The 20,674-nt window shown below is 49.4% G+C and carries 21 protein-coding genes; 2 read left to right on the top strand and 19 right to left on the bottom strand.

Features of this window, described 5'->3' with window-relative positions; translation table 11 throughout:
- Positions 1–74 precede the first annotated feature (74 nt).
- Positions 75–1,229 (top strand): MFS transporter, encoded by a 1,155-nt coding sequence (locus M979_RS04040; RefSeq protein ID WP_064553850.1) that lies wholly within the window; start codon positions 75–77, stop codon positions 1,227–1,229.
- Between the two features lie 69 nt (positions 1,230–1,298).
- Here M979_RS04040 and M979_RS04035 read toward each other — a convergent pair whose 3' ends face one another.
- From M979_RS04035 to hinT, 8 genes are all read right to left on the bottom strand, one after another.
- Positions 1,299–1,835, bottom strand: coding sequence for a glycine zipper 2TM domain-containing protein (locus M979_RS04035; protein WP_034456134.1), 537 nt, complete (start codon positions 1,833–1,835; stop codon positions 1,299–1,301).
- 217 nt (positions 1,836–2,052) lie between these two features.
- A complete protein-coding gene (locus tag M979_RS04030) occupies positions 2,053–3,357 on the bottom strand; it encodes an NAD(P)/FAD-dependent oxidoreductase (RefSeq protein WP_034456136.1) in 1,305 nt (434 codons plus the stop codon).
- Between the two features lie 225 nt (positions 3,358–3,582).
- On the bottom strand, positions 3,583–4,125 hold the full coding sequence (ycfP, locus tag M979_RS04025; RefSeq protein WP_034456138.1) for an alpha/beta hydrolase YcfP: 543 nt from the start codon (positions 4,123–4,125) through the stop codon (positions 3,583–3,585).
- A gap of 42 nt (positions 4,126–4,167) precedes the next feature.
- A complete protein-coding gene (nagZ, locus tag M979_RS04020; RefSeq protein ID WP_064553849.1) occupies positions 4,168–5,193 on the bottom strand; it encodes a beta-N-acetylhexosaminidase in 1,026 nt (341 codons plus the stop codon).
- Positions 5,194–5,208: 15 nt separating this feature from the next.
- On the bottom strand, positions 5,209–6,039 hold the full coding sequence (thiK, locus tag M979_RS04015) for a thiamine kinase (RefSeq protein WP_064553848.1): 831 nt from the start codon (positions 6,037–6,039) through the stop codon (positions 5,209–5,211).
- Positions 6,017–6,613 (bottom strand): penicillin-binding protein activator LpoB, encoded by a 597-nt coding sequence (lpoB, locus tag M979_RS04010; RefSeq protein ID WP_245164646.1) that lies wholly within the window; start codon positions 6,611–6,613, stop codon positions 6,017–6,019. The genes thiK and lpoB overlap by 23 nt, the downstream gene beginning before the upstream one ends.
- 55 nt (positions 6,614–6,668) lie before the next feature.
- Complete coding sequence (locus M979_RS04005; RefSeq protein WP_064553846.1) at positions 6,669–7,043, bottom strand: YcfL family putative periplasmic lipoprotein; 375 nt, start codon at positions 7,041–7,043, stop codon at positions 6,669–6,671.
- Positions 7,044–7,047: 4 nt separating this feature from the next.
- Positions 7,048–7,404: a purine nucleoside phosphoramidase gene (hinT, locus tag M979_RS04000; protein ID WP_034494554.1), complete on the bottom strand. Its 357-nt coding sequence runs from the start codon at positions 7,402–7,404 to the stop codon at positions 7,048–7,050.
- A 367-nt stretch (positions 7,405–7,771) separates the two neighbouring features.
- Between hinT and fhuE the strand changes: the two genes are divergently transcribed.
- A complete protein-coding gene (gene fhuE, locus M979_RS03995; RefSeq protein ID WP_064553845.1) occupies positions 7,772–9,961 on the top strand; it encodes a ferric-rhodotorulic acid/ferric-coprogen receptor FhuE in 2,190 nt (729 codons plus the stop codon).
- A 215-nt stretch (positions 9,962–10,176) separates the two neighbouring features.
- Here the strand turns inward: fhuE and ptsG are convergent, their stop codons facing one another.
- The 11 genes from ptsG to M979_RS03940 all read right to left on the bottom strand — a co-directional run bounded on the left by ptsG (position 10,177) and on the right by M979_RS03940 (position 20,669).
- Entirely contained in the window at positions 10,177–11,610 is a 1,434-nt protein-coding gene (ptsG, locus tag M979_RS03990) for a PTS glucose transporter subunit IIBC (RefSeq protein WP_034456148.1), read from the bottom strand.
- 301 nt (positions 11,611–11,911) lie between these two features.
- Positions 11,912–12,706, bottom strand: a complete 795-nt coding sequence (locus M979_RS03985; protein ID WP_064553844.1) for a metal-dependent hydrolase — start codon at positions 12,704–12,706, stop codon at positions 11,912–11,914.
- A gap of 11 nt (positions 12,707–12,717) precedes the next feature.
- Positions 12,718–13,725 carry a DNA polymerase III subunit delta' gene (gene holB, locus M979_RS03980; RefSeq protein WP_064553843.1) on the bottom strand — a complete coding sequence of 336 codons (1,008 nt, stop codon included), beginning with the start codon at positions 13,723–13,725 and terminating at the stop codon, positions 12,718–12,720.
- Positions 13,725–14,363 (bottom strand): dTMP kinase, encoded by a 639-nt coding sequence (gene tmk, locus M979_RS03975; RefSeq protein ID WP_034456153.1) that lies wholly within the window; start codon positions 14,361–14,363, stop codon positions 13,725–13,727. The genes holB and tmk overlap by 1 nt, the downstream gene beginning before the upstream one ends.
- Entirely contained in the window at positions 14,353–15,375 is a 1,023-nt protein-coding gene (yceG, locus tag M979_RS03970) for a cell division protein YceG (protein WP_064553842.1), read from the bottom strand. Before yceG ends, tmk begins: the two co-directional genes overlap by 11 nt.
- 10 nt (positions 15,376–15,385) lie before the next feature.
- Positions 15,386–16,186: an aminodeoxychorismate lyase gene (gene pabC / locus M979_RS03965; RefSeq protein WP_064553841.1), complete on the bottom strand. Its 801-nt coding sequence runs from the start codon at positions 16,184–16,186 to the stop codon at positions 15,386–15,388.
- A 113-nt stretch (positions 16,187–16,299) separates the two neighbouring features.
- Positions 16,300–17,541, bottom strand: a complete 1,242-nt coding sequence (gene fabF, locus M979_RS03960; RefSeq protein WP_034456158.1) for a beta-ketoacyl-ACP synthase II — start codon at positions 17,539–17,541, stop codon at positions 16,300–16,302.
- 87 nt (positions 17,542–17,628) lie between these two features.
- On the bottom strand, positions 17,629–17,865 hold the full coding sequence (gene acpP / locus M979_RS03955) for an acyl carrier protein (protein WP_034456161.1): 237 nt from the start codon (positions 17,863–17,865) through the stop codon (positions 17,629–17,631).
- 155 nt (positions 17,866–18,020) lie between these two features.
- Complete coding sequence (gene fabG / locus M979_RS03950) at positions 18,021–18,755, bottom strand: 3-oxoacyl-ACP reductase FabG (protein WP_034456162.1); 735 nt, start codon at positions 18,753–18,755, stop codon at positions 18,021–18,023.
- Positions 18,756–18,768: 13 nt separating this feature from the next.
- Positions 18,769–19,698 (bottom strand): ACP S-malonyltransferase, encoded by a 930-nt coding sequence (fabD, locus tag M979_RS03945; protein ID WP_064553840.1) that lies wholly within the window; start codon positions 19,696–19,698, stop codon positions 18,769–18,771.
- A gap of 17 nt (positions 19,699–19,715) precedes the next feature.
- A complete protein-coding gene (locus M979_RS03940) occupies positions 19,716–20,669 on the bottom strand; it encodes a beta-ketoacyl-ACP synthase III (protein WP_034456165.1) in 954 nt (317 codons plus the stop codon).
- Between the last annotated feature and the right edge of the window lie 5 nt (positions 20,670–20,674).

Raw genomic sequence — 20,674 nt, 5'->3', positions numbered from 1 at the left:
AAGCGTAAAGTTCATCAATTTTCCACATCCATTTTTGTAACGAACATTCCAATAAAGGGAGAAAATAAAAAGCTATGCCATTAGTCGTATATATTTTAGGGTTGGCCATTTTTTCATTAGGTACAGCAGAATTAATGGTAGCCGGCATGATGACCACGCTATCTGAAGCATTTGGTGTTACCGTTGGTGAAGTTGGGCACTTGATTTCGTATTACGCATTCGGCGTTATGCTAGGCGGCCCAGTATTAACTTACGCTTTCCTTAAATTTAAAGCCCCATACCGTGCGACGTTATTATGGTTATTAGGATTATATGTTGTCGTGCAAGGATTAAGTGTCTTTGTGTCTGATTACAATGTTCTGGTGGCTATTCGAATTGTGACAGGTATTTTATGTGCCGGATGTTTAAGCCTTTCTCTCGCCACAAGTATGGCCCTTGTAACTATAGAAAATCGCCCAAGGGCTGCCTCAATAGTGATTGCAGGTTTTATGGTATCCAATGTATTTGGTGTGCCAATCGCGACCATTATTGACCAGTACTGGGGCTGGAAAATGAGTTTTGGGCTAGTTGCTGTGCTGGTTTTAGTGTGTTTGTTGGCATTAGTTCGCTTATTACCACAGATGACCGGCGGCGCCTCTATCAAAATGGCCGAAGAAATTAAGGCATTTAAAAATAAAGCCTATTGGAAAGCCTGTACAACCAGCTGTTTAATTTTAGGCGCAAGTTTTGCTGCATTTAGTTATTTTGTCCCAGTACTGATGGATGTTAGCGGATTTACCATACAAACAGTCCCCTTCATTCTGATGCTTTACGGGTTGGCAAATATTATCGGAAATATGGTAACGGGGCGCCTGGCATATCGCCATAGTTTAGCGGTGATGGTCGTCGGTTTAACGGTATTGAGTATTTCTTTGCTAGGCATGGCGCTATTTGTACAATATCAATCAATCGCTATTCTGGCAGTTATACTTATCGGTTTATCGGGTGTGCCAATGAATCCAGCAATGATGGCACGTATTGTTAGCGTGGCGCATCCGGGCCCAATGGTAAATGCTGTTCATACTTCTGTCATTAATATTGGATTAGGTGGTGGTTCTTATTTAGGTGGAATGGCTATTTCTTCTGGGTATGGATTACGCTCAGCTTTATGGATCGGTCTGATATTGGCTATTCTGGCTTTATTGTCTGTCTTACCTTATGCACGCCGCGGAAAACAGGGATGGAATTAATCGACTGAGTCGTAACTAAAACGCCCTAGTCATTAATGACCTGGGCGTTTAGCGATCAATTTATAACCGTTAGATTTTGTTTAAAACTAACTGGCCTTTATCATTCAGTGGGATCTGCGTACCAGGGTCTTTATCCATACGGATTTTGCCCTGCTGCTCGCCAATGCGATAGGTTACGTCGTAACCAAGCATTTTTTCTGATTTGTCATAGACGGTTTTGCATTTCTGCTGGCTAGTTGTGTAGGTGTCGCGATCCTGCATTGCACCCTGAACCTGGTTACCTGCGTAACCACCACCTAATGCACCTGCTACCGTTGCAACATCTTTACCGCGCCCACCGCCAAACTGATGACCAATAACACCGCCTGCAACAGCTCCCAGAGCAGAACCAAGAATGCGGTTCTCATCCTGCACCGGACGACGGTGAGTTACCGTTACATTGCGGCACTCCTGACGTGGTGTTTTTACCGTTTCCTTGATGGGTGTCGCTGACACCACCTGTGCGTACTGAGGACCACGGTCAAAAACATTCATGCTGGCAACCGCTGCCACACCCAGTGCTGCGGCCACGCCGATACCAATACCCGCTACCATTGATTTATTCACAGGACATCCTCCTGATTGTGCAATTGCTTACAATTTTGCAACCAAAGGAGGCTTTCCACAAATCAGACAACGGATGAAAAATGCGGATTCATAGGTTAGAAATATGTGTTTGAGAGGAATCCTAAGCATGAAAGGCTAATTTACGGATTTTTATGCTGCTATATAAAATGAAAAAACCCGGCTCAAGGCCGGGTTTAGAGATCTCATGGAAACTGGATTAATGCAGTTTCAGGCGCGGACGAATCACGCGGTTAATACTGCCCACCAACATCATCAGGCCGGTTTTGAAGTAACCGTGTAGTGCCACCTGGTGCATACGGTATAGCGAGATATAAACGAAACGTGCCATACGCCCTTCTACCATCATCGAGCCGCGCATCAGGTTACCCATCAGGCTACCCACAGTTGAGAACTTAGACAGCGAAACCAGTGAACCGTGATCCTTATAAACATAGGACTTCAGCGGTTTATCTTTCATCTGCGCCAGAATATTGGTCAGAACCAATGAGGCCATCTGGTGTGCGGCTTGCGCACGTGGAGGCACAAAGCCCCCTTCAGGACGCGCACAGGATGCACAGTCACCAATCGCGAAAATATCAGGGTCGCGGGTGGTTTGCAGCGTAGGCTCAGTCACCAGTTGGTTGATACGGTTAGTTTCAAGACCACCAATATCTTTCATGAAGTCCGGCGCTTTGATACCTGCAGCCCAAACCATCAGATCTGCTGCGATATACTCGCCATCTTTGGTATTGAGTCCACCTGCATCTGCAGAAGTAACCATAGTTTGCGTCAGAACGCGCACGCCCAGTTTAGTTAACTCGCTGTGAGCCGCTGCTGAAATACGTGGTGGCAGCGCAGGCAGAATACGTTCACCAGCTTCCACCAGCGTTACATTCAGCGCTTCGTTCGTCAGGCCTTTGTAGCCGTAGCTGTGCAGCTGTTTTACTGCGTTGTGCAGTTCCGCAGACAGCTCAACACCGGTTGCCCCGCCACCAACGATAGCAATATTCACTTTGCCACTGGCACCCAGATTTGCAGAATACTTGAGGAACAGATTCAGCATTTCGGAGTGGAAACGACGCGCCTGGTGCGGGTTATCAAGGAAGATACAGTTATCTTTCACGCCTGGCGTATTGAAGTCATTGGAAGTACTACCCAGCGCCATCACCAGCGTGTCATAAGGGATTTTGCGTTCAGGAACCAGCAATTCCCCTTTATCATCACGCAATTCTGAGAGCGTCAGGGTTTTGCTTTCACGGTTGATATCAACCACTGAACCTAGCTGGAACTGGAAGTGATGATTACGGGCATGTGCCAGATAGCTAAGCGCGTCCACACCTTCATCCAGTGAACCGGTTGCGACTTCATGCAATAGCGGTTTCCACAAATGACTGTGGTTACGGTCGATAAGCGTGACTTTCGCTTTTTTACCACGGCCTAGTTTTTTACCGAGCTGAGTGGCCAGTTCAAGTCCGCCAGCACCACCACCGACAATGACAATCTTTCTTAATGGCGTAGTCAAAGTGACCCCCTTAAAATATTAACCAATTGTTAACTAAAGGTTATGGAAATAGCATTTAATTAACAACAAGTTACCTAAACAAACTCACTAATGTGACCAAAGAATAACATGGATGGTGTATTGGTCATACCAAAATTGATGTGCATCAAATTTTTATGCCGAAAAGATAAACAAAAAGGGCCAGCACATGGCTGACCCTTTCACTTTTACATCTTTAAGCCCCGGCTAGCCGAGAGTTTTGAAAGCTTTTATGCGCTGCAAATGTGGTGAGATATTTTTGAATTTATGGGTCTGTTCCTGATCCCATACAATTTCATAGTAATGATGTAGCAATTCTGCGGCGCGGGTATTATCCAGCGCTTCATCATTACGCGACAAAATCGCCAGGCAACGATCGCGGTTTTTCTCACGGAAGTTTTGCACGCATTTTGTCGAAATGTCGGTGTACTCTTCAGGGCGATCGATTTTGCCTTCCATGTTCTCTTGCGGGAACAAATTCGGGTTAAAAATCACCTGACGAATATCACACAAGAAACCGATGCGTTCCGCCCAGAAACCACCAAGCCCAACGCCACAAATCAGTGGGCGCTCATCGGCACTCAGTTGCAGCATCTTGTCGACTTCTTTGAGCAGATGTTGCATGTCGTGTTTAGGATGCCGCGTGCTGTAGCTGATAAGCCGCACGTCCGGGTCGATAAACTGGAGTTGCAGCACCTTTTCATGGTTACCAGGACTATTAGAGTCGAAACCGTGTAAATAGATAATCATTGCATCCTCACCACACGAATTCAGGCCATTTGGCCCGAGGAGTTAAAGACCCGCCTTGTGGGCTTGCCACTGCTCATGCAGCGCCTCAAGTTGCTGATTTGCTTCCTTCCAGCGCGCTGATGACATCAGCTCCTGACGGGTAAATGAACCTTTATGATACAAACCTGTAACACGCTCTGCTTTGACCGGAGACAGGTTATCTAACACGCTGACCGCACCATTACGATTATTGCAGACCAGGATCATATCGCAACCTGCATCCAGAGATGCCTGTCCACGTTCAGCATAGCTGCCCATAATCGCGGCTCCTTCCATCGACAAATCGTCAGAGAAGATAACGCCGTTAAAGCCAAGCTCACCACGTAGCACCGTTTTCAGCCAGTGCGGAGAACCGCTGGCTGGAAGGGGATCGACATCGGTATAGATGACGTGCGCAGGCATAATCGCATCGAGTTTGTTGTCGGTAATCAGCGTGCGGAAGATCTGCATATCGTGTTCGCGGATCTGCGCCTCTTCACGCGGATCACGAGGTGTTTCTTTATGAGAATCCGCAGTGACGGCGCCATGCCCAGGGAAGTGTTTACCCGTCGTTTTCATACCGGCTGCGTGCATCCCGTCTATAAAACGAGTTGCCATCGCGAGCGCTTTGCGCGGATCTTCATGATATGAACGCTCACCAATCGCGGCGCTGATATGGCCGATATCCAACACGGGCGCGAAGCTGATGTCGATATCCATGGCAATCATTTCACACGCCATCAACCAGCCCGCTTCCTCAGCCAGTTTGCCTCCCTGCTCCAGACCATGCAATGCAGCAAAAGATTGAGCAGCAGGCAAAAGGGTAAAGCCGTCACGAAAACGCTGAACACGGCCACCTTCCTGGTCAACAGCAACCACCAGACGATTGCGGGAAGCTTCACGAATCTGGCGCACCAGTTCACGCAGTTGCTCAGGATCGTGATAGTTGCGGGTAAACAGAATCAGCCCACCAACAAGTGGATGTTTTAGAATTTCACGCTCTTCGGCATCCAGCTCAAAGCCTGCCACATCTAACATTACCGGACCCACATCAACCTCTCTTTATCAATTCTTATTCCACAGCAGGCTCCAGGCCTCATCTGCAAGAGTTAAAAATGTTTTATCCTGCGTTTGCGACCAACGACATTCATACCAGGATGCCATCAGCATAATGACCCAGGGCTGCCAACGCGCAACCTGCTGGACTAGCACTTGTAATGGAATATGGCTTAACTTCGCGTAAGCATGAACCAACCGCTCGCAAACAATGTTATTAGCCAGCGCGACTGCCGCCAATTCCAGTGCTACATCCCCATCACCGGCATATTCCCAGTCGATAAGCTTGATACCATCTGACTGATTTACCAGGTTTCCGGCATGAACATCCATATGCAGCGGTGCCAGACGCAACGGCTTAGGTTCGCCTTGCCGCTTCATTTTTTTCAACAACCGTAGCCAGAGCAAACTTCTTCGTTCTGATGCTGTGTTTTGCCAATAATGCTCAAGTAATGGCAACAAACTGATTCGCCAGCCAAAACAGTGTTGACGATGCAAATCATACAGTAACGAAGTGAGCGTTTGCAGTGAGGGGAGTTCCGATTTCACCTCCCCATTTAACCATTCAACGATAAGCCAGCCTTCAGCCAGACAAACGGGCCGAGGACCTATTCCAGGAGGAAGGCGTCTCAGAGCCCGATGCTGTCTGCTGAGAGAAACCCCAGGCATTGGCGCGGCAAGCTGATGCCGGGCGACATATTCTTCCCTTCCAAGGTTGAAATGCAGACTGCCGCCGCTTAATCCCTGAAGATGAGAAAAGCAACCGGCGGCCTGAGCCGCCGGAAGGTACTTCTCAATCAAACGTTGCAGTGTCGAATTATTGAGTTTGTTGTACAGCACCGCTTCCTGACCAGATAATTTCGCCAGTTTGTACCAACATCAACTGCATTTTCAGCGTCGGCGCATTCACATTACCGCTGGCGTTGCTGTAGAGCACATATTGCGCGCCAACATTACGGGCAATGCCAATCGCTTTACTGCGCGATCCAAGACTGTCTTGCGGTGATAACCCTAATTGCTGTTTCGCCAACGAAAGTTGTTGTGCTGAAACAAGGGTAAATTTGGCATTGTTCTCCAGCGCACCACGCAGTGCTTCCGTCGCTTTGCTGGTTTGCAGTGAACCATTAGTGTGGTTATTTACGCTATCCACCAGTAATACACCACCGGCTGTCACACCATCGGCTTGCAGCATTTTTCCAACCATAGGCTGCATGGTGCTGCCCCAATCGTAGGTGCGCACTTTTGGTGTTGCAGGAATGGTAGGTTGTGGTTGTTCAATCGGGCCTGGCTGAGTGGGTACAGTTGGCACTGTTGGAACAGTTGGCGGCGGCTCTACGGGTTGCTGTGGAACAGGTTTCACTTCTTCCACTGGTGCAGGCGCTTCTCCACGATTAATACACCCGGATAAAATCATCGCCGCAGCGAGAATAACCAGATAACGATAGATTCCCTTAATCAAAATTCACCCCTTACAAAGAGAGAGAAAGACGAACTTTACGTGCGTCTGGATAACTGGCTATGGATGAGACCGAAACGCTTGATTTCGCTGGTAACGTAATCGTGCGTGGCTGCTCGAGAGGATGAATCTCAAGACCCTTTTCGTCATACCAATAGAAACGATAGTTGATGATGACCGGATTAGACTGTTCATTATATAGCTGGCTGCGAGAAACAGTGGCCCCCTTGTCAGTTGAAATTTCAGGCTTTTCAGCACTGACCCCCGCCGCAAGCACAGATGCCTCCATGACCAGCGTTTGCCCATCATTGACAGGGATAGCCGGTTTGGAGCTACACCCAGCCATCACAATGACGGCCAGTAGCGTTAACAGCGGTTTATTTTTCATCAACTTATCCTTTATGCGCCAGCATCGGCCCCAGCACGCGGCCGCCCAGCAGATGCATGTGGATATGATAAACTTCCTGCCCGCCATGACGATTACAGTTCATGATCAGACGATAGCCATCTTCAGCAATCCCTTCTTGCTCAGCAATTTTTGCAGCAACGGTCAACATGCGCCCCAGCGCCAGTTCATGCTCAGCAGTGACATCATTCACTGTTGGGATCAGTATGTTCGGAATAATGAGGATGTGGGTAGGTGCCTGCGGCGATATGTCACGGAATGCAGTAACTAACTCATCTTGATAAACGATATCTGCCGGAATCTCGCGGCGAATAATTTTACTGAAAATAGTTTCTTCGGCCATGACGTTACCTTTATTCATTAATTGCTGACTAATTGCTCGTTTAAGTCGCTGCGCGCACAGCCTTAAAGGCATAACGTAAGAGTATGAGCGAGTTACTCGTGCTCTTTCAACCTCAACCCGTTATTTCTTTATCACTCTTTGGGCAACCTTCTTCTCAGATCTTTCGTAAACCCTGCACTTCTCATGATTAAAACGATATTTCATTTGAGCTGTAACATATGTTTACAGCCAGTTAATGAATGAGTATATTTCTCATTTTCATTTTCATTCGTATGAAATAAATAAAATCGCAAACACTCTATGTACTCCGCGACCGGATTCCTTTGGCGCAGAGACACAACCTCCAACAATTCATTAAGGGTTTAAGATGTCTTTAACCATTTCTACCAGGGATGGGCAGCGCGCACCTGCCAGCGCTATTTCTATGCTGGCATCCTGTATTGCTTTCGCACTCCTTCCTTCTACCGCGCTCTCTGCCACTCAAAATGCAGAAGAAACGCTGGTTGTCGAAAACTCGGTGTCTAATACACCCGATACAGAAGAGAAGGATTACAGTGTCAAAACCACCACCAGCGGAACGAAAATGTTGCTGGTACCGCGTGATATTCCGCAGTCCGTTAGCATCATCAGCGAACAGCGCATGCAGGACCAGAATCTGGAGTCACTGGGCGATGTACTGAAAAACACCACGGGCATATCAGAAAGTGTTGCCGACTCCGACCGCAGCAACTTCTACTCGCGCGGATTTTTAATAGATAACTATATGGTCGATGGCATCCCAACGCTGTTTGAATCGCGCTGGAACCTGGGCGACGCCCTGACAGATACCGCGATGTATCAGCAGATTGAAGTGGTCCGTGGTGCTAATGGCCTGATGACCGGTTCCGGCAACCCTTCAGCTGCCGTCAATATGGTGCGTAAACATGCCGATAGTCGTGAATTCCAGACCAACGTTTCGGCAGAATATGGAAGCTGGAATAAACAGCGCTATGTTGCTGATATGTCTACGCCACTGACCGACAACGGTAATGTTCGCGGCCGTATGGTTGCAGGTTATCAGGATAACGACAGCTGGCTTGACCGCTACAATCAGAAGAAAAAATTCTTCTATGGTGTGCTCGATGCAGATTTGACCGAGGCCACCAGTTTCTCAGTCGGTTATGACTATCAGGAAACCAACGTTAACAGTCCGACATGGGGCGGCATTCCGCGCTGGTACACCGATGGCAGCAAAACTGATCCGGATCGCAGCTACAGCACGGCCCCTGACTGGGCCTACAACGATAAAGAATCGCAGCGCACCTTCGTCACCCTGAAGCAAAAGTTTGCCAATGACTGGCAGCTCACGGTGAACGGTACACACACGGAAATGGACCTCGAGAGTAAGCAGCTTTACCTGGACGGACTGGTAGATAAAAACAGCGGCATGATGGTTAGCCCGTATGGCGCATCCTACCCATATGTAGGTGGCACGGGTTACAACACCGGTAAGCGAAAAGTGGATGCGCTCGATACCTTTGCCAATGGCTCTTATGAGCTCTTAGGGCGCCAACATGAACTGATGATCGGTACCAGCTATACCAAACAGAACAACACCTATTACAGCTCCTGGGAAAATATCAGCGATACCCAGTTAGGTAATTACAATGATTATGACGGTAACTTCCCGGAAACAAACTGGACGCCGTTGAGTCTCGCTCAGGAAGATACGGTTCGCCAGAAGTCTGCCTATATGGCGACTCGCATCACTCTAGCCGACCCTTTGCACGTGATCGTCGGCGCACGTTATACCAAATACAACCTGCATACCCTGACCCAGGAACTTGAGAAAAATAACACCTCGCCTTACGCCGGTGTGGTGTTTGATATCAATGATGACTGGTCAACTTACGCAAGCTATACCTCAGTCTTTAAACCGCAAACCGAACGTGATGAGCAAGGTAACTACCTCACCCCAATCACCGGTAACAACTATGAAGCAGGTGTGAAGTCTGACTGGATGAACAGCCGTCTGACCACTTCTCTTGCCATCTTCCGTATCGAGCAAGATAACCTCGCACAATCGACTGGCATGGTAATCCCTGACAGCAACGGTGAGACAGCCTACCGCGAAGCTGATGGTACCGTAAGTAAAGGTGTGGAGTTTGAGATCAACGGCGCGCTGACTGATGACTGGCAGATGACATTTGGTGCGACACGCTATGTTGCTGAAGACAGCGACGGTAAAGCTGTTAACCCTAACCTGCCTCGCACTTCAGTTAAATTGTTCACCAGTTACCGGATCCCAACCCTGCGCGAGCTAACTGTCGGTGGCGGCGTCAACTGGCAAGACCATGTGTGGGCGGATGTTCCAGTACCGGGCGGTACTTTCCGTGCGGAACAAGGCAGTTATGCGTTAGTTGATTTATTTGCCCGTTATCAAGTCACGAAGGCGTTCTCCGTTCAGGCGAACCTCGATAACTTGTTCGACAAAACTTACGACACCAACATCGACAGCCGTTCCATCGTTTACGGTGCGCCGCGCAACTTCTCTGTAAGCGCTAATTACGCTTTCTAGCATCCTTAATGGCGGATGACGCAAGCTATCTGCCATTTAATTCATAGCCTAAATAATTCATGTTCAGGGTAGGCGGCAAGAGAACGAGTCCCGATAAGCTTAAATCAGTAAGTGATTCGGGCGAGAGCGCGAAGCCAACCCCCCCTGCTATTTGAAGTATGACGGCAATAAAAAAGGGAGGCCAATGGCCTCCCTCAGTTCTCCCCAACTACTTGTTAGCTGTTACGGATCCACTCATCCATTTCAGTTTTCAGGTTATCGGATTTAGTACCGAAGATTGCCTGAACACCTGAACCAGCTACAACTACACCTGCTGCACCCAATTTCTTCAGGCCAGCCTGGTCGACTTTAGAAATGTCGGCCACGCTAACACGCAGACGGGTAATACACGCATCCAGGTTAGTGATGTTTTCTTTACCGCCGAAAGCGCTAACCAGAGCTGGTGCCATTTCGCTTGTGGAAGTGGTAGAAGTCTCTGAAGTTGCGTCTTCACGACCTGGAGTTTTCAGGTCCAGCGCTTTAATCAGCACACGGAACACGGTGTAGTAAATCGCCGCGTAGCACAGGCCAACAATTGGGAACAACCACAGTTTGCTGCTGTTTCCGCTCAACACGATGAAGTCAATCAGACCGTGAGAGAAGGAAGTACCGTCACGCATACCCAGAAGGATACAGATTGGGAACGCCAGGCCTGCCAACACCGCGTGGATGATGTACAGGATTGGAGCAACGAACATGAAGGAGAACTCGATTGGCTCGGTAATACCGGTCAGGAACGAGGTCAGTGCAGCGGAGATCATGATACCGCCGACTTTTGCACGGTTCTCAGGTTTAGCTGAGTGCCAGATTGCGATAGCAGCAGCAGGCAGACCATACATTTTAAACAGGAAGCCACCAGACAGTTTGCCCGCAGTTGGGTCACCTGCCATATAACGTGGGATATCGCCGTGGAATACCTGACCTGCAGCATTGGTGTATTCACCAATTTGCATCTGGAATGGAACGTTCCAGATGTGGTGCAGACCGAATGGTACCAGGCAGCGTTCTACGAAACCGTAGATACCGAATGCCACAACCGGGTTCTGGTAAGCAGCCCACTGAGAGAAGGTCTGAATAGCCGTACCGATTGGAGGCCAGATGAAGGACAGCACAACGCCCATGAAGATCGCAGCCAGACCAGAGATGATCGGTACGAAACGTTTACCCGCGAAGAAGCCCAGGTATTCTGGCAGCTTGATGCGGTAAAAACGGTTAAACATGTAGGCTGCAATTGCACCAGAGATAATACCGCCCAGAACACCGGTATCAGCCAGGTGTTTTGCTGCGATCTCTTCAGCAGGTAAATGCAGAACCAGAGGCGCAACAACTGCCATGGTTTTCACCATGATGCCGTATGCAACCACAGAGGCTAATGCAGAAACGCCATCGTTATTTGTGAAGCCTAATGCCACACCGATAGCAAAGATCAGCGGCATGTTGGCGAATACTGAACCGCCCGCTTCCGCCATAACATGAGAAACCACTGCTGGCAGCCAGCTGAAGTTTGCAGAACCGACGCCCAGCAGGATACCTGCGATAGGCAGTACGGATACTGGCAGCATCAGCGATTTACCCACCTTTTGCAGGTTAGCAAATGCATTCTTAAACATAATTGAGAGTGCTCCTGAGTATTTGTGCTTTTTTTTACGCGTTATGCGCATCGGACTGGGGGGAGATCCGGTCCATAAACAGGCATCTAAGTACCTTTTGATTTATTACGCAGAGTAAAATAAATCGACGAAAGTTTGTTTGACGGCTATCACGTTTCTCAAACAGCCCTGTGAAAAACTTTCATAAGTTTACAAAACGCGTTTCTGAATGTTACAAAAATGGCGTTCACCGCCCTTTTTGAGGCGGTGAACTTTACTCGCTTCAATAATTAATTACGAGCTTTAAAATAACTTAGAATTATCAGGCGGATTGCAAGCGGGAGTCAGGAATATGGAACAAGGTGGCGAAGTTTTTTGTCGTCGCAACGGCCAATTCCTCAAGTGAAACACCTTTCAGTACCGCCATATATTCCGCTACATCACGAGTCATCGCTGGTTGGTTTTCTTTGCCACGATGTGGCACTGGCGCAAGATAAGGTGAATCAGTCTCCACCAGTATGCGATCCAGTGGCACATAACGGGCTGCATCCCTGAGTTGCTCTGCATTGCGGAACGTCACAATGCCCGAGAAAGAAATGTAAAACCCCATATCGAGCAATTTTCCAGCAGTTTCTCTGTCTTCCGTAAAACAGTGTAGTACCCCACCGCAGTCTGTCACTTTCTCTTCGCGAAGGATCGACAGAGTATCGGCGCGTGCGTCTCTGGTGTGGACAATCACTGGTTTGTTAAGCTCGCGGCCAATCTGGATGTGATGACGGAATGATTCCTGCTGGCGTGGCTTGGTTTCCGGGGTATAAAAATAATCCAGCCCAGTCTCCCCCATTGCCACCACGCCTGGATCGGCGGCCAGACGGCGAAGTTCTTCCACGTCGTACTCTTCATCCTGATTGAGCGGATGCACGCCACATGAATAAGCGACGTTCTGACGCTCGCCAACCAACTGGCGCATATTACGATAACCCTCCAGCGTCGTGGCAACCGCAAGGCAGAACTTCACATCGCGCGCGGCAGCTTTTTCCAGAACATCATCAACACTTTTGTGTAGGGATTGATAATCGAGGCCATCGAGATGGCAATGTGAGTCAACCAGGAACATACAAATACTCTTTAAAGATGGAAGGTAGGAAGGACAGCACCCGGTTGCATTAAACGCTCCCAGGTGAGCAATTGTTCAGTCAGCATTAATTCGCGGTTCACGCCCACAACACTTAACAGTGTTTCTCGGCATGAAAACCAGCTATGCAGTATAGCTTGTAGCATCGCAGGGGTTGCGATGGAGGCAAGGTTTGCTACCAATGAGTGTTGGTCATCGTTAGTCAACCACGGTGTCGCCCCTTGCTGCCATTTTAGTGCATCAACCAAAAGAGAACATAACCAGTGAACACGGACAGCTGCATCATCGCTGTTCAACGCTGGCAATAACGCCAGCATATTTTTGGTCGCACAGGCCTCATTGAGTTTGTCACACAGCAACTGCCGATGTTTCCACTGCTCGGGTTGCAGCAATGCCAAAGCGCCTGCTGGTGCTCCAGAACTTAAACGTAACGCAGCACGCAACTGGGCGCTATCAAGTGAGATTTCCCGCGCAAGCCAGGCCAGAGCAAAGGTTTCGTCTGGTGGCGTGAGATACCAGAACAGGCAGCGGCTACGCAAGGTTGCAGGTAAACGAGCCGGTTCGCGGCAACCCAGGAAAAACCAGGTATTCGCTGGTGGCTCCTCAAGTGTTTTTAGCAGCGCATTGGCTGCCGCTTCGGTGAGTAACCCTGCATCTTCAAGCCAGACCACTTTTGCCCCGCCCTGTTGAGCGTGGCTGTAGAGCTTCTCAGTAATTTCACGAATGGCATCAATGCCAAGGCTTGACTTGCCTTTCTCTGGCGCAACCACATAGCTGTCCGGGTGCGTGCCAGCCTGCATCAACTGGCAACTACGGCACTGACCGCAGCTTTTACTGCCTTGCGGTTTCTGGCACATCAACCAACGGGTAAGTGCGTAAATTAACGCGTCATCACCCATACCGGATAATGAATGAAGCAGTAATGCATGGTGCCCACGCCCGGCCTGATATTGGCTCAGGATTTGCTCAAATGGCGCGCGTAACCATGGATACCATTTCATTACGCCAGCCCCTTAGCCCACTCGAGTACAGTGTTGCGCACGTCTTGCGACACTTTATCCAACGATTGTGTTGCATCAATCGTATGAATACGGCTGTCAGCTGCGGCGAGTTCAAGGTAACGCGCACGGGTGCGGTTAAAGAAGTCGACAGACTCCTGTTCGATGCGGTCTAGCTCACCACGCGCACGCGCACGTGTCAGACCCACTTCTGGCGTGACATCTAGATAAATAGTCAGGTCCGGGTAAAAATCACCAAGCACTGTGTTACGCAGCGCCATCAATAATTCCTGATCGATGCAACGACCACCACCCTGATAAGCCTGAGTAGAGAGATCATGGCGATCGCCTATCACCCAGGCTCCACGTGACAATGCCGGTTTGATAACCGTTTCTACCAGTTGAACTCGTGCCGCGTAGAACATCAGCACTTCGGCTTTATCAGTAACGATTTCATCACCGATACCTTTGTTGTTCAGCGTCAGCTCGCGCAATCTTTCCGCAAGGGGGGTACCGCCGGGTTCACGCGTGAACACCAGATCGGTGACTCCCAGCTCTTTTAAGGTCGCAACTACCACGTTGTGCGCGTTAGTTTTCCCTGCTCCTTCGAGCCCTTCAATGACGATAAATTTACTGACCATTCTTATCCTTCAGCGCTTTGATATACACCTGTACAGCCTGGTTATGGCCTGCAAGGTTGGTATTAAATGTGTGGCCGCCCTTTCCATCAGCGACAAAATAGAGATACGGCGTTTTCGCCGGATGAGCCGCAGCCTGTAGCGAGGCATTGCCTGGAATTGCAATCGGCCCAGGCGGCATGCCACTAATCACGTAGGTATTATACGGCGTAGGCGTTTCGAGATCTTTGCGTGACAGCTTACCATTATAGCTTTCGCTCATGCCGTAAATTACCGTCGGGTCGGTTTGCAGGCGCATGCCGATACGCAGACGGTTGATAAACACCGATGCGACTTGATCGCGCTCTGCTGCAACAGCCGTTTCTTTCTCGATGATCGAGGCCATAGTGACCAGATCATTCTGAGTTTTGTACGGCAGCCCCTCTTTTTTGCCATCCCACGCCGCCTGCACCGCTTTGACCATGCGCTCATGAGCACGTTTTAACAGGGCTAAGTCAGTGGTATTAGCGGTATACAGCCAGGTGTCCGGGAAGAACCAACCTTCGACCCATTCCGGGTTTTCGAATTTTAAGGCGTCGGCAACAGTGGCGTAACTATCGTCTTTAAGCGTGTGCTGAATATATGGAGCTTCGCGTAATTGTTTTAGCCAGTCACTCAGGCGAGTGCCTTCCACAAAGCGAATCGGGAACTGCGCTTCTTTACCGCTCGCTAACAGTTTTAGCATGTCGCGCACGGTCATTTGCGGTGTAAACCGGTAAGTCCCCGCTTTGAATTTAGCGAGGTCGGGCTCAACTTTAAGCAACCACTGGAATACACGTGGCCGGTTAAGTAATTTTTCGTCATACAGCTGTTTACCCAACGCCAGGCGACCGGTGCCAGGTTTAAGGGTGAAAATGGTTTCTTGCGCAATCGTCAGATGGCTATTAGCGAGCTGGCGGACTTTGTATAAGCCAACACCTGCCGCCACGCCAAATATCACTAACAGCAGCAGAAAGAAACGTAGCATCTTTTTCATCGTTAATCGGTTACTCACAAAGTGGTGCTAAAAATTGATAAAGCTCGCGAGATTCAAATCGCCATAATTGAGCCTGATTCACAGGGACAACCGGCATCAATGCATTGCAAATGAGTAACTCGTCGGCTTGAGCCAGACTTTCAGGACGCTCCCGCACTTGCGTTACTTGCCAGGGTGAGTCTGCAAGACAGGCAATAATATGCTGGCGCATCGTGCCATTTACACCAGATTTATCCATATAAGGGGTAAATACCTGAGATCCTTTACGCCAGAATAAATTAGCGGCACAGCATTCCGTAAGCCACCCGTCACTGTCAAGAACCAGGGCTTCCTGAGCCTGCGTCTGTTCAAGATGCGTACGAATCAGTACCTGTTCAAGGCGGTTCAGATGTTTAATTCCAGCCAGATGCGGATTGATGCCTAATCGAATGGGGCTTAATGCAAGGCTAATACCCTGCTCTCGCCATTGCGGATAAAATGAAGGGTAAGCTGAAACGCTGAGTAACCGTGTCGGATGCTGGCAATTTGCTGCACTGTAACCGCGTCCGCCGCTTCCGCGAGTAATCATCACTTTCAGCACCGCTTGTTGGTGCGCCACAGCCAGTTGCTGCATTTCACTTTCCAGCACTGACCATTGAGCAAACGGGATCAGGAGTTTTTCGCAGGCTTGTTGTAAACGACCAAGGTGCTGCGCTAAAAAGCGAACGCGACCATCTTTGATCCGTGCCGTTGTGAAACAGCCATCGCCAAACTGCACGGCGCGGTCGTTTGCGGGCAAACTGGTCGAGAACTCACCATTGATTAAATACATAACAACTCCTCAACGTTCTGTGAGTTAAGAGTGCCAGTGTGAAAGATGTGCAGCAAGAGGGGATTAGTTGAGATGTATAAAGGGCCCGCAAGCGAGCCCTTTATTAAAACGACTTAGACCTTTTTAAAGATCAACGAGCCGTTTGTACCACCAAACCCGAAGGAGTTACACAGGGTGTACTCCATTCCTTTTACCTGACGTGCAACATGAGGAACAAAGTCCAAATCGCAACCTTCATCAGGATTATCGAGGTTAATCGTTGGTGGAACGACCTGGTCGCGCAATGCAAGAACGGAGTAGATTGACTCTACTGCTCCAGCAGCACCCAACAGGTGGCCGGTCATAGACTTGGTAGAGCTCACCAGAACACGGTACGCATCTTCACCAAAAATAGTCTTAACCGCTTGTGTTTCAGCTTTATCGCCAGCTGGCGTAGAGGTGCCATGCGCATTGACATAACCCACCATGCCCGGAGTAATACCTGCATCACGCAGAGCATTTTCCATAGCTAGTGCAGCCCCCGCCCCTGTTTCTGGCGGAGAAGTCATATGGTAAGCATCGCTGCTCATACCAAAACCAACGACTTCTGCATAGATTTTCGCGCCACGTTTCTTAGCATGTTCGTACTCTTCGAGTACCATCATGCCCGCACCATCACCCAACACAAAACCATCACGGTCTTTATCCCACGGACGGCTTGCCGCTTGTGGGTTGTCATTACGGGTAGAAAGTGCACGTGCGGCACCAAAGCCACCTACGCCCAACGGAGTACTGGCTTTTTCTGCACCACCTGCCAGCATAGCGTCTGCATCGCCATAAGCGATGATACGCGCTGCCTGACCGATGTTATGCACACCAGAAGTACACGCTGTAGCGATGGAAATGCTTGGACCACGTAGGCCGAACATAATGGTCAGGTGACCTGCCACCATATTCACAATAGTAGACGGCACAAAGAATGGGCTGATCTTACGTGGACCACCGTTGACCAACGAGGAGTGGTTCTCTTCGATAAGACCCAGACCACCGATACCAGAACCAATTGCGGCGCCGATACGGATTGCATTCTCTTCCGTTACTTCCAGACCAGAATCCAGCATGGCCTGGTGGCCAGCAACAATTCCATATTGAATGAAGGCATCCATTTTGCGCTGTTCTTTGCGCGAAATGATGTCGTCACAGTTAAAATCCTTTACTAAGCCAGCAAATTTCGTTGCATAGGCGGTAGTATCGAAATGGTCGATTAGGCTGATGCCACTCTGACCGGCAAGGAGAGCTTTCCAGGTAGACTCTACGGTATTGCCGACAGGAGACAACATGCCCAGTCCGGTCACAACTACACGACGCTTAGACACGTTTGTCCTCCAGGGAGGGAAAAAATAGGACTTGTGGGACACTTAGATAAAACTCAGGCGGTCGAATGACCGCCTGGAGATGTTCACTTACGCTTGGTGACCGTTGATGTAATCAATGGCAGCCTGAACGGTGGTGATTTTCTCAGCTTCTTCGTCCGGAATCTCAGTATCAAACTCTTCTTCCAGAGCCATTACCAGCTCAACGGTGTCAAGAGAATCAGCGCCCAGGTCCTCTACGAAGGAAGCGGAGTTGATAACTTCTTCCTGCTTAACGCCCAGTTGTTCGCCGATAATTTTCTTAACGCGTTCTTCGATAGTGCTCATACTCTTAAATTTCCTATCAAAACTCGCTTTCGCGATGGTTTTCGTAGTGTATAAAATGTTGAAAAAGATGCAACTAAATCCCGGCAGGTCATACCACGATTTTACGCTATTTTGCGGGCATTCGCCCAAATAACGCAAATAGTTTTATCTTGCGGTTAAACCATATACATTCCGCCATTGACGTGCAGGGTCTCACCAGAGATGTAACCCGCCTCGTCAGAGGCTAAAAATGCAACAGCACTGGCGATTTCTTTTGCGTCGCCTAAACGACCCGCTGGAACTTCCGCCAGTATACCCGCACGCTGTTCATCAGAAAGCGCACGTGTCATGTCCGTTTCAATAAAGCCCGGAGCAACAACGTTTACAGTAATACCTCGTGACGCAACTTCACGTGCCAGAGATTTACTGAAACCAATCAGACCCGCTTTCGCCGCAGCGTAGTTAGCCTGACCAGCATTTCCCATGGTACCAACCACAGAACCAATAGTGATAATACGACCATGACGCTTTTTCATCATAGCGCGCATTACCGCTTTTGACAGACGGAAAACTGATGACAGATTGGTTTCGATGATATCGTTCCATTCGTCATCTTTCATGCGCATTAACAGGTTATCACGAGTGATACCGGCATTATTAACCAGAATGTCGACTTCGCCAAATTCTGCGCGAATATTTCCTAAAACAGCTTCAATTGAAGCCGGATCGGTCACATTCAGCATATAACCTTTGCCGTTATCACCCAGATAATCACTGATCGCCTGCGCACCGCTTTCGCTAGTAGCAGTACCGATAACTTTCGCACCACGGGCCACTAAGGTTTCCGCGATTGCGCGGCCAATACCGCGGCTTGCGCCGGTTACCAGCGCAATTTTTCCTTCAAAACTCATGGTTTTCCTCGTCTTATTGCTCGAGCGCTGCTGACATCGCTACCGGCTCGTTAATGGCCGATGCAGTCAGTGTGTCAACAATACGTTTTGTCAGGCCAGTCAATACCTTACCAGGCCCTACTTCCAGCAACTGGGTCACACCCTGCGCTGCCATAAATTCTACTGATTTAGTCCACTGTACCGGGCTATAAAGCTGGCGTACCAGAGCGCTACGAATAGCTTCAGGAGAGGTTTCACATTTCACGTCAACGTTGTTCACTACCGGAACAACTGGAGCATTGAAAGTAATATCTTCCAGCGCAACAGCTAGTTTATCAGCTGCGGGTTTCATCAATGCACAGTGAGATGGCACGCTAACAGGCAGTGGCAGAGCACGTTTTGCACCGGCGGCTTTACAAGCTACACCTGCACGTTCTACAGCGTCTTTGTTACCCGCAATCACAACCTGGCCCGGTGAGTTAAAGTTCACCGGAGAAACCACTTCGCCCTGGGCTGCTTCTTCACAGGCTTTTGCAATAGACGCATCATCAAGACCGATAATGGCATACATGGCGCCTGTACCCGCTGGGACCGCTTCTTGCATCAATTTGCCACGTAATTCAACCAGACGGACTGCATCTGCGAAACCAATGACGCCGGCACAAACCAGAGCAGAGTACTCGCCCAGGCTGTGTCCTGCCATCATTGCAGGGGTTTTGCCACCCTGCTGCTCCCAGACACGCCACAATGCAACAGAGGCTGCCAGCAAAGCTGGCTGAGTTTGCCAGGTTTTGTTCAGTTCTTCAGCCGGACCTTGCTGGGTCAGCGCCCACAAATCATAGCCCAGCACATCAGAAGCTTCACGGAAGGTTGCTTCAACGACAGGGTTTGATGCCGCGATGTCTGCCAGCATACCTACAGCTTGCGAACCTTGTCCCGGAAAAACAAAAGCAAATTGAGTCATGGTTAAATCCCTAATAATCAAAAACGAACCAGTGCTGAACCCCAGGTAAAGCCGCCACCGAAGGCTTCGAGCAATACCAACTGGCCACGTTGAATCCGCCCGTCGCGTACCGCTTCATCCAGCGCTGCCGGAACAGACGCTGCTGAGGTATTACCGTGACGATCAAGGGTAACGACGACATTATCAAGTGACATACCGAGTTTTTTCGCAGTCGCGCTGATAATGCGCAGGTTAGCCTGATGCGGAACCAACCAATCAAGATCGGAACGATCCAAATTGTTCGCCTCAAGGGTTTCATCAACAATGTGCGCAAGCTCTGTAACCGCGACTTTAAAGACTTCATTACCGGCCATCGACAGATGAATCGAATTTTCGGGATTCACGCGATCGACATTCGGCAGCGTCAGCAGTTCACCATAGCTACCATCAGCATGCAGGTGGGTTGAAATGATACCAGGCTCTTCAGAAGCACTCAGTACAACCGCCCCCGCACCATCACCAAAAATAATAATTGTGCCGCGATCGGTAGGATCGCAAGTACGTGCCAGCACATCAGAACCAATAACCAGCGCATGTTTTACTGCACCGGACTTCACATATTGGTCTGCCACGCTCAGAGCGTAGGTAAAACCTGCGCAAGCGGCTGCAACATCAAACGCAGGGCAGCCTTTGATCCCTAACATTGCCTGAACCTGGCAGGCAGCACTTGGGAAAGCGTGAGTTGAAGAAGTTGTGGCAACGATAATCAGCCCAATTTCAGACTTATCGATTTCTGCCATTTCAAGCGCACGCGTAGCCGCAGCAAAAGCCATTGTTGCAACGGTTTCATCTGGTCCAGCAATTCGACGTTCACGAATACCTGTGCGGGTGACAATCCACTCGTCAGAAGTATCCACCATTTTTTCCAGGTCGGCGTTGGTACGCACGTGTTCTGGCAGATAGCTACCAGTACCAATAATCTTCGTATGCATGTACG

The organism is Buttiauxella noackiae ATCC 51607, assembly GCF_001654865.1.
Taxonomy (GTDB): Bacteria; Pseudomonadota; Gammaproteobacteria; order Enterobacterales; family Enterobacteriaceae; genus Buttiauxella; species Buttiauxella noackiae.
This window is presented reverse-complemented; position numbering and strand designations above follow the sequence as displayed.

Excerpts from the sequence above, each read along its gene's own strand:
- M979_RS04040 (WP_064553850.1), top strand. The coding sequence starts at position 75 with ATGCCATTAGTCGTATATATTTTAGGGTTGGCCATTTTTTCATTAGGT.
- ycfP (WP_034456138.1), bottom strand. The coding sequence starts at position 4,125 with ATGATTATCTATTTACACGGTTTCGACTCTAATAGTCCTGGTAACCAT.
- lpoB (WP_245164646.1), bottom strand. The coding sequence starts at position 6,613 with ATGATTTTATCCGGGTGTATTAATCGTGGAGAAGCGCCTGCACCAGTG.
- M979_RS04005 (WP_064553846.1), bottom strand. The coding sequence starts at position 7,043 with ATGAAAAATAAACCGCTGTTAACGCTACTGGCCGTCATTGTGATGGCT.
- hinT (WP_034494554.1), bottom strand. The coding sequence starts at position 7,404 with ATGGCCGAAGAAACTATTTTCAGTAAAATTATTCGCCGCGAGATTCCG.
- fhuE (WP_064553845.1), top strand. The coding sequence starts at position 7,772 with ATGTCTTTAACCATTTCTACCAGGGATGGGCAGCGCGCACCTGCCAGC.
- ptsG (WP_034456148.1), bottom strand. The coding sequence starts at position 11,610 with ATGTTTAAGAATGCATTTGCTAACCTGCAAAAGGTGGGTAAATCGCTG.
- M979_RS03985 (WP_064553844.1), bottom strand. The coding sequence starts at position 12,706 with ATGTTCCTGGTTGACTCACATTGCCATCTCGATGGCCTCGATTATCAA.
- holB (WP_064553843.1), bottom strand. The coding sequence starts at position 13,725 with ATGAAATGGTATCCATGGTTACGCGCGCCATTTGAGCAAATCCTGAGC.
- tmk (WP_034456153.1), bottom strand. The coding sequence starts at position 14,363 with ATGGTCAGTAAATTTATCGTCATTGAAGGGCTCGAAGGAGCAGGGAAA.
- yceG (WP_064553842.1), bottom strand. The coding sequence starts at position 15,375 with ATGAAAAAGATGCTACGTTTCTTTCTGCTGCTGTTAGTGATATTTGGC.
- pabC (WP_064553841.1), bottom strand. The coding sequence starts at position 16,186 with ATGTATTTAATCAATGGTGAGTTCTCGACCAGTTTGCCCGCAAACGAC.
- acpP (WP_034456161.1), bottom strand. The coding sequence starts at position 17,865 with ATGAGCACTATCGAAGAACGCGTTAAGAAAATTATCGGCGAACAACTG.
- fabG (WP_034456162.1), bottom strand. The coding sequence starts at position 18,755 with ATGAGTTTTGAAGGAAAAATTGCGCTGGTAACCGGCGCAAGCCGCGGT.
- fabD (WP_064553840.1), bottom strand. The coding sequence starts at position 19,698 with ATGACTCAATTTGCTTTTGTTTTTCCGGGACAAGGTTCGCAAGCTGTA.
- M979_RS03940 (WP_034456165.1), bottom strand. The coding sequence starts at position 20,669 with ATGCATACGAAGATTATTGGTACTGGTAGCTATCTGCCAGAACACGTG.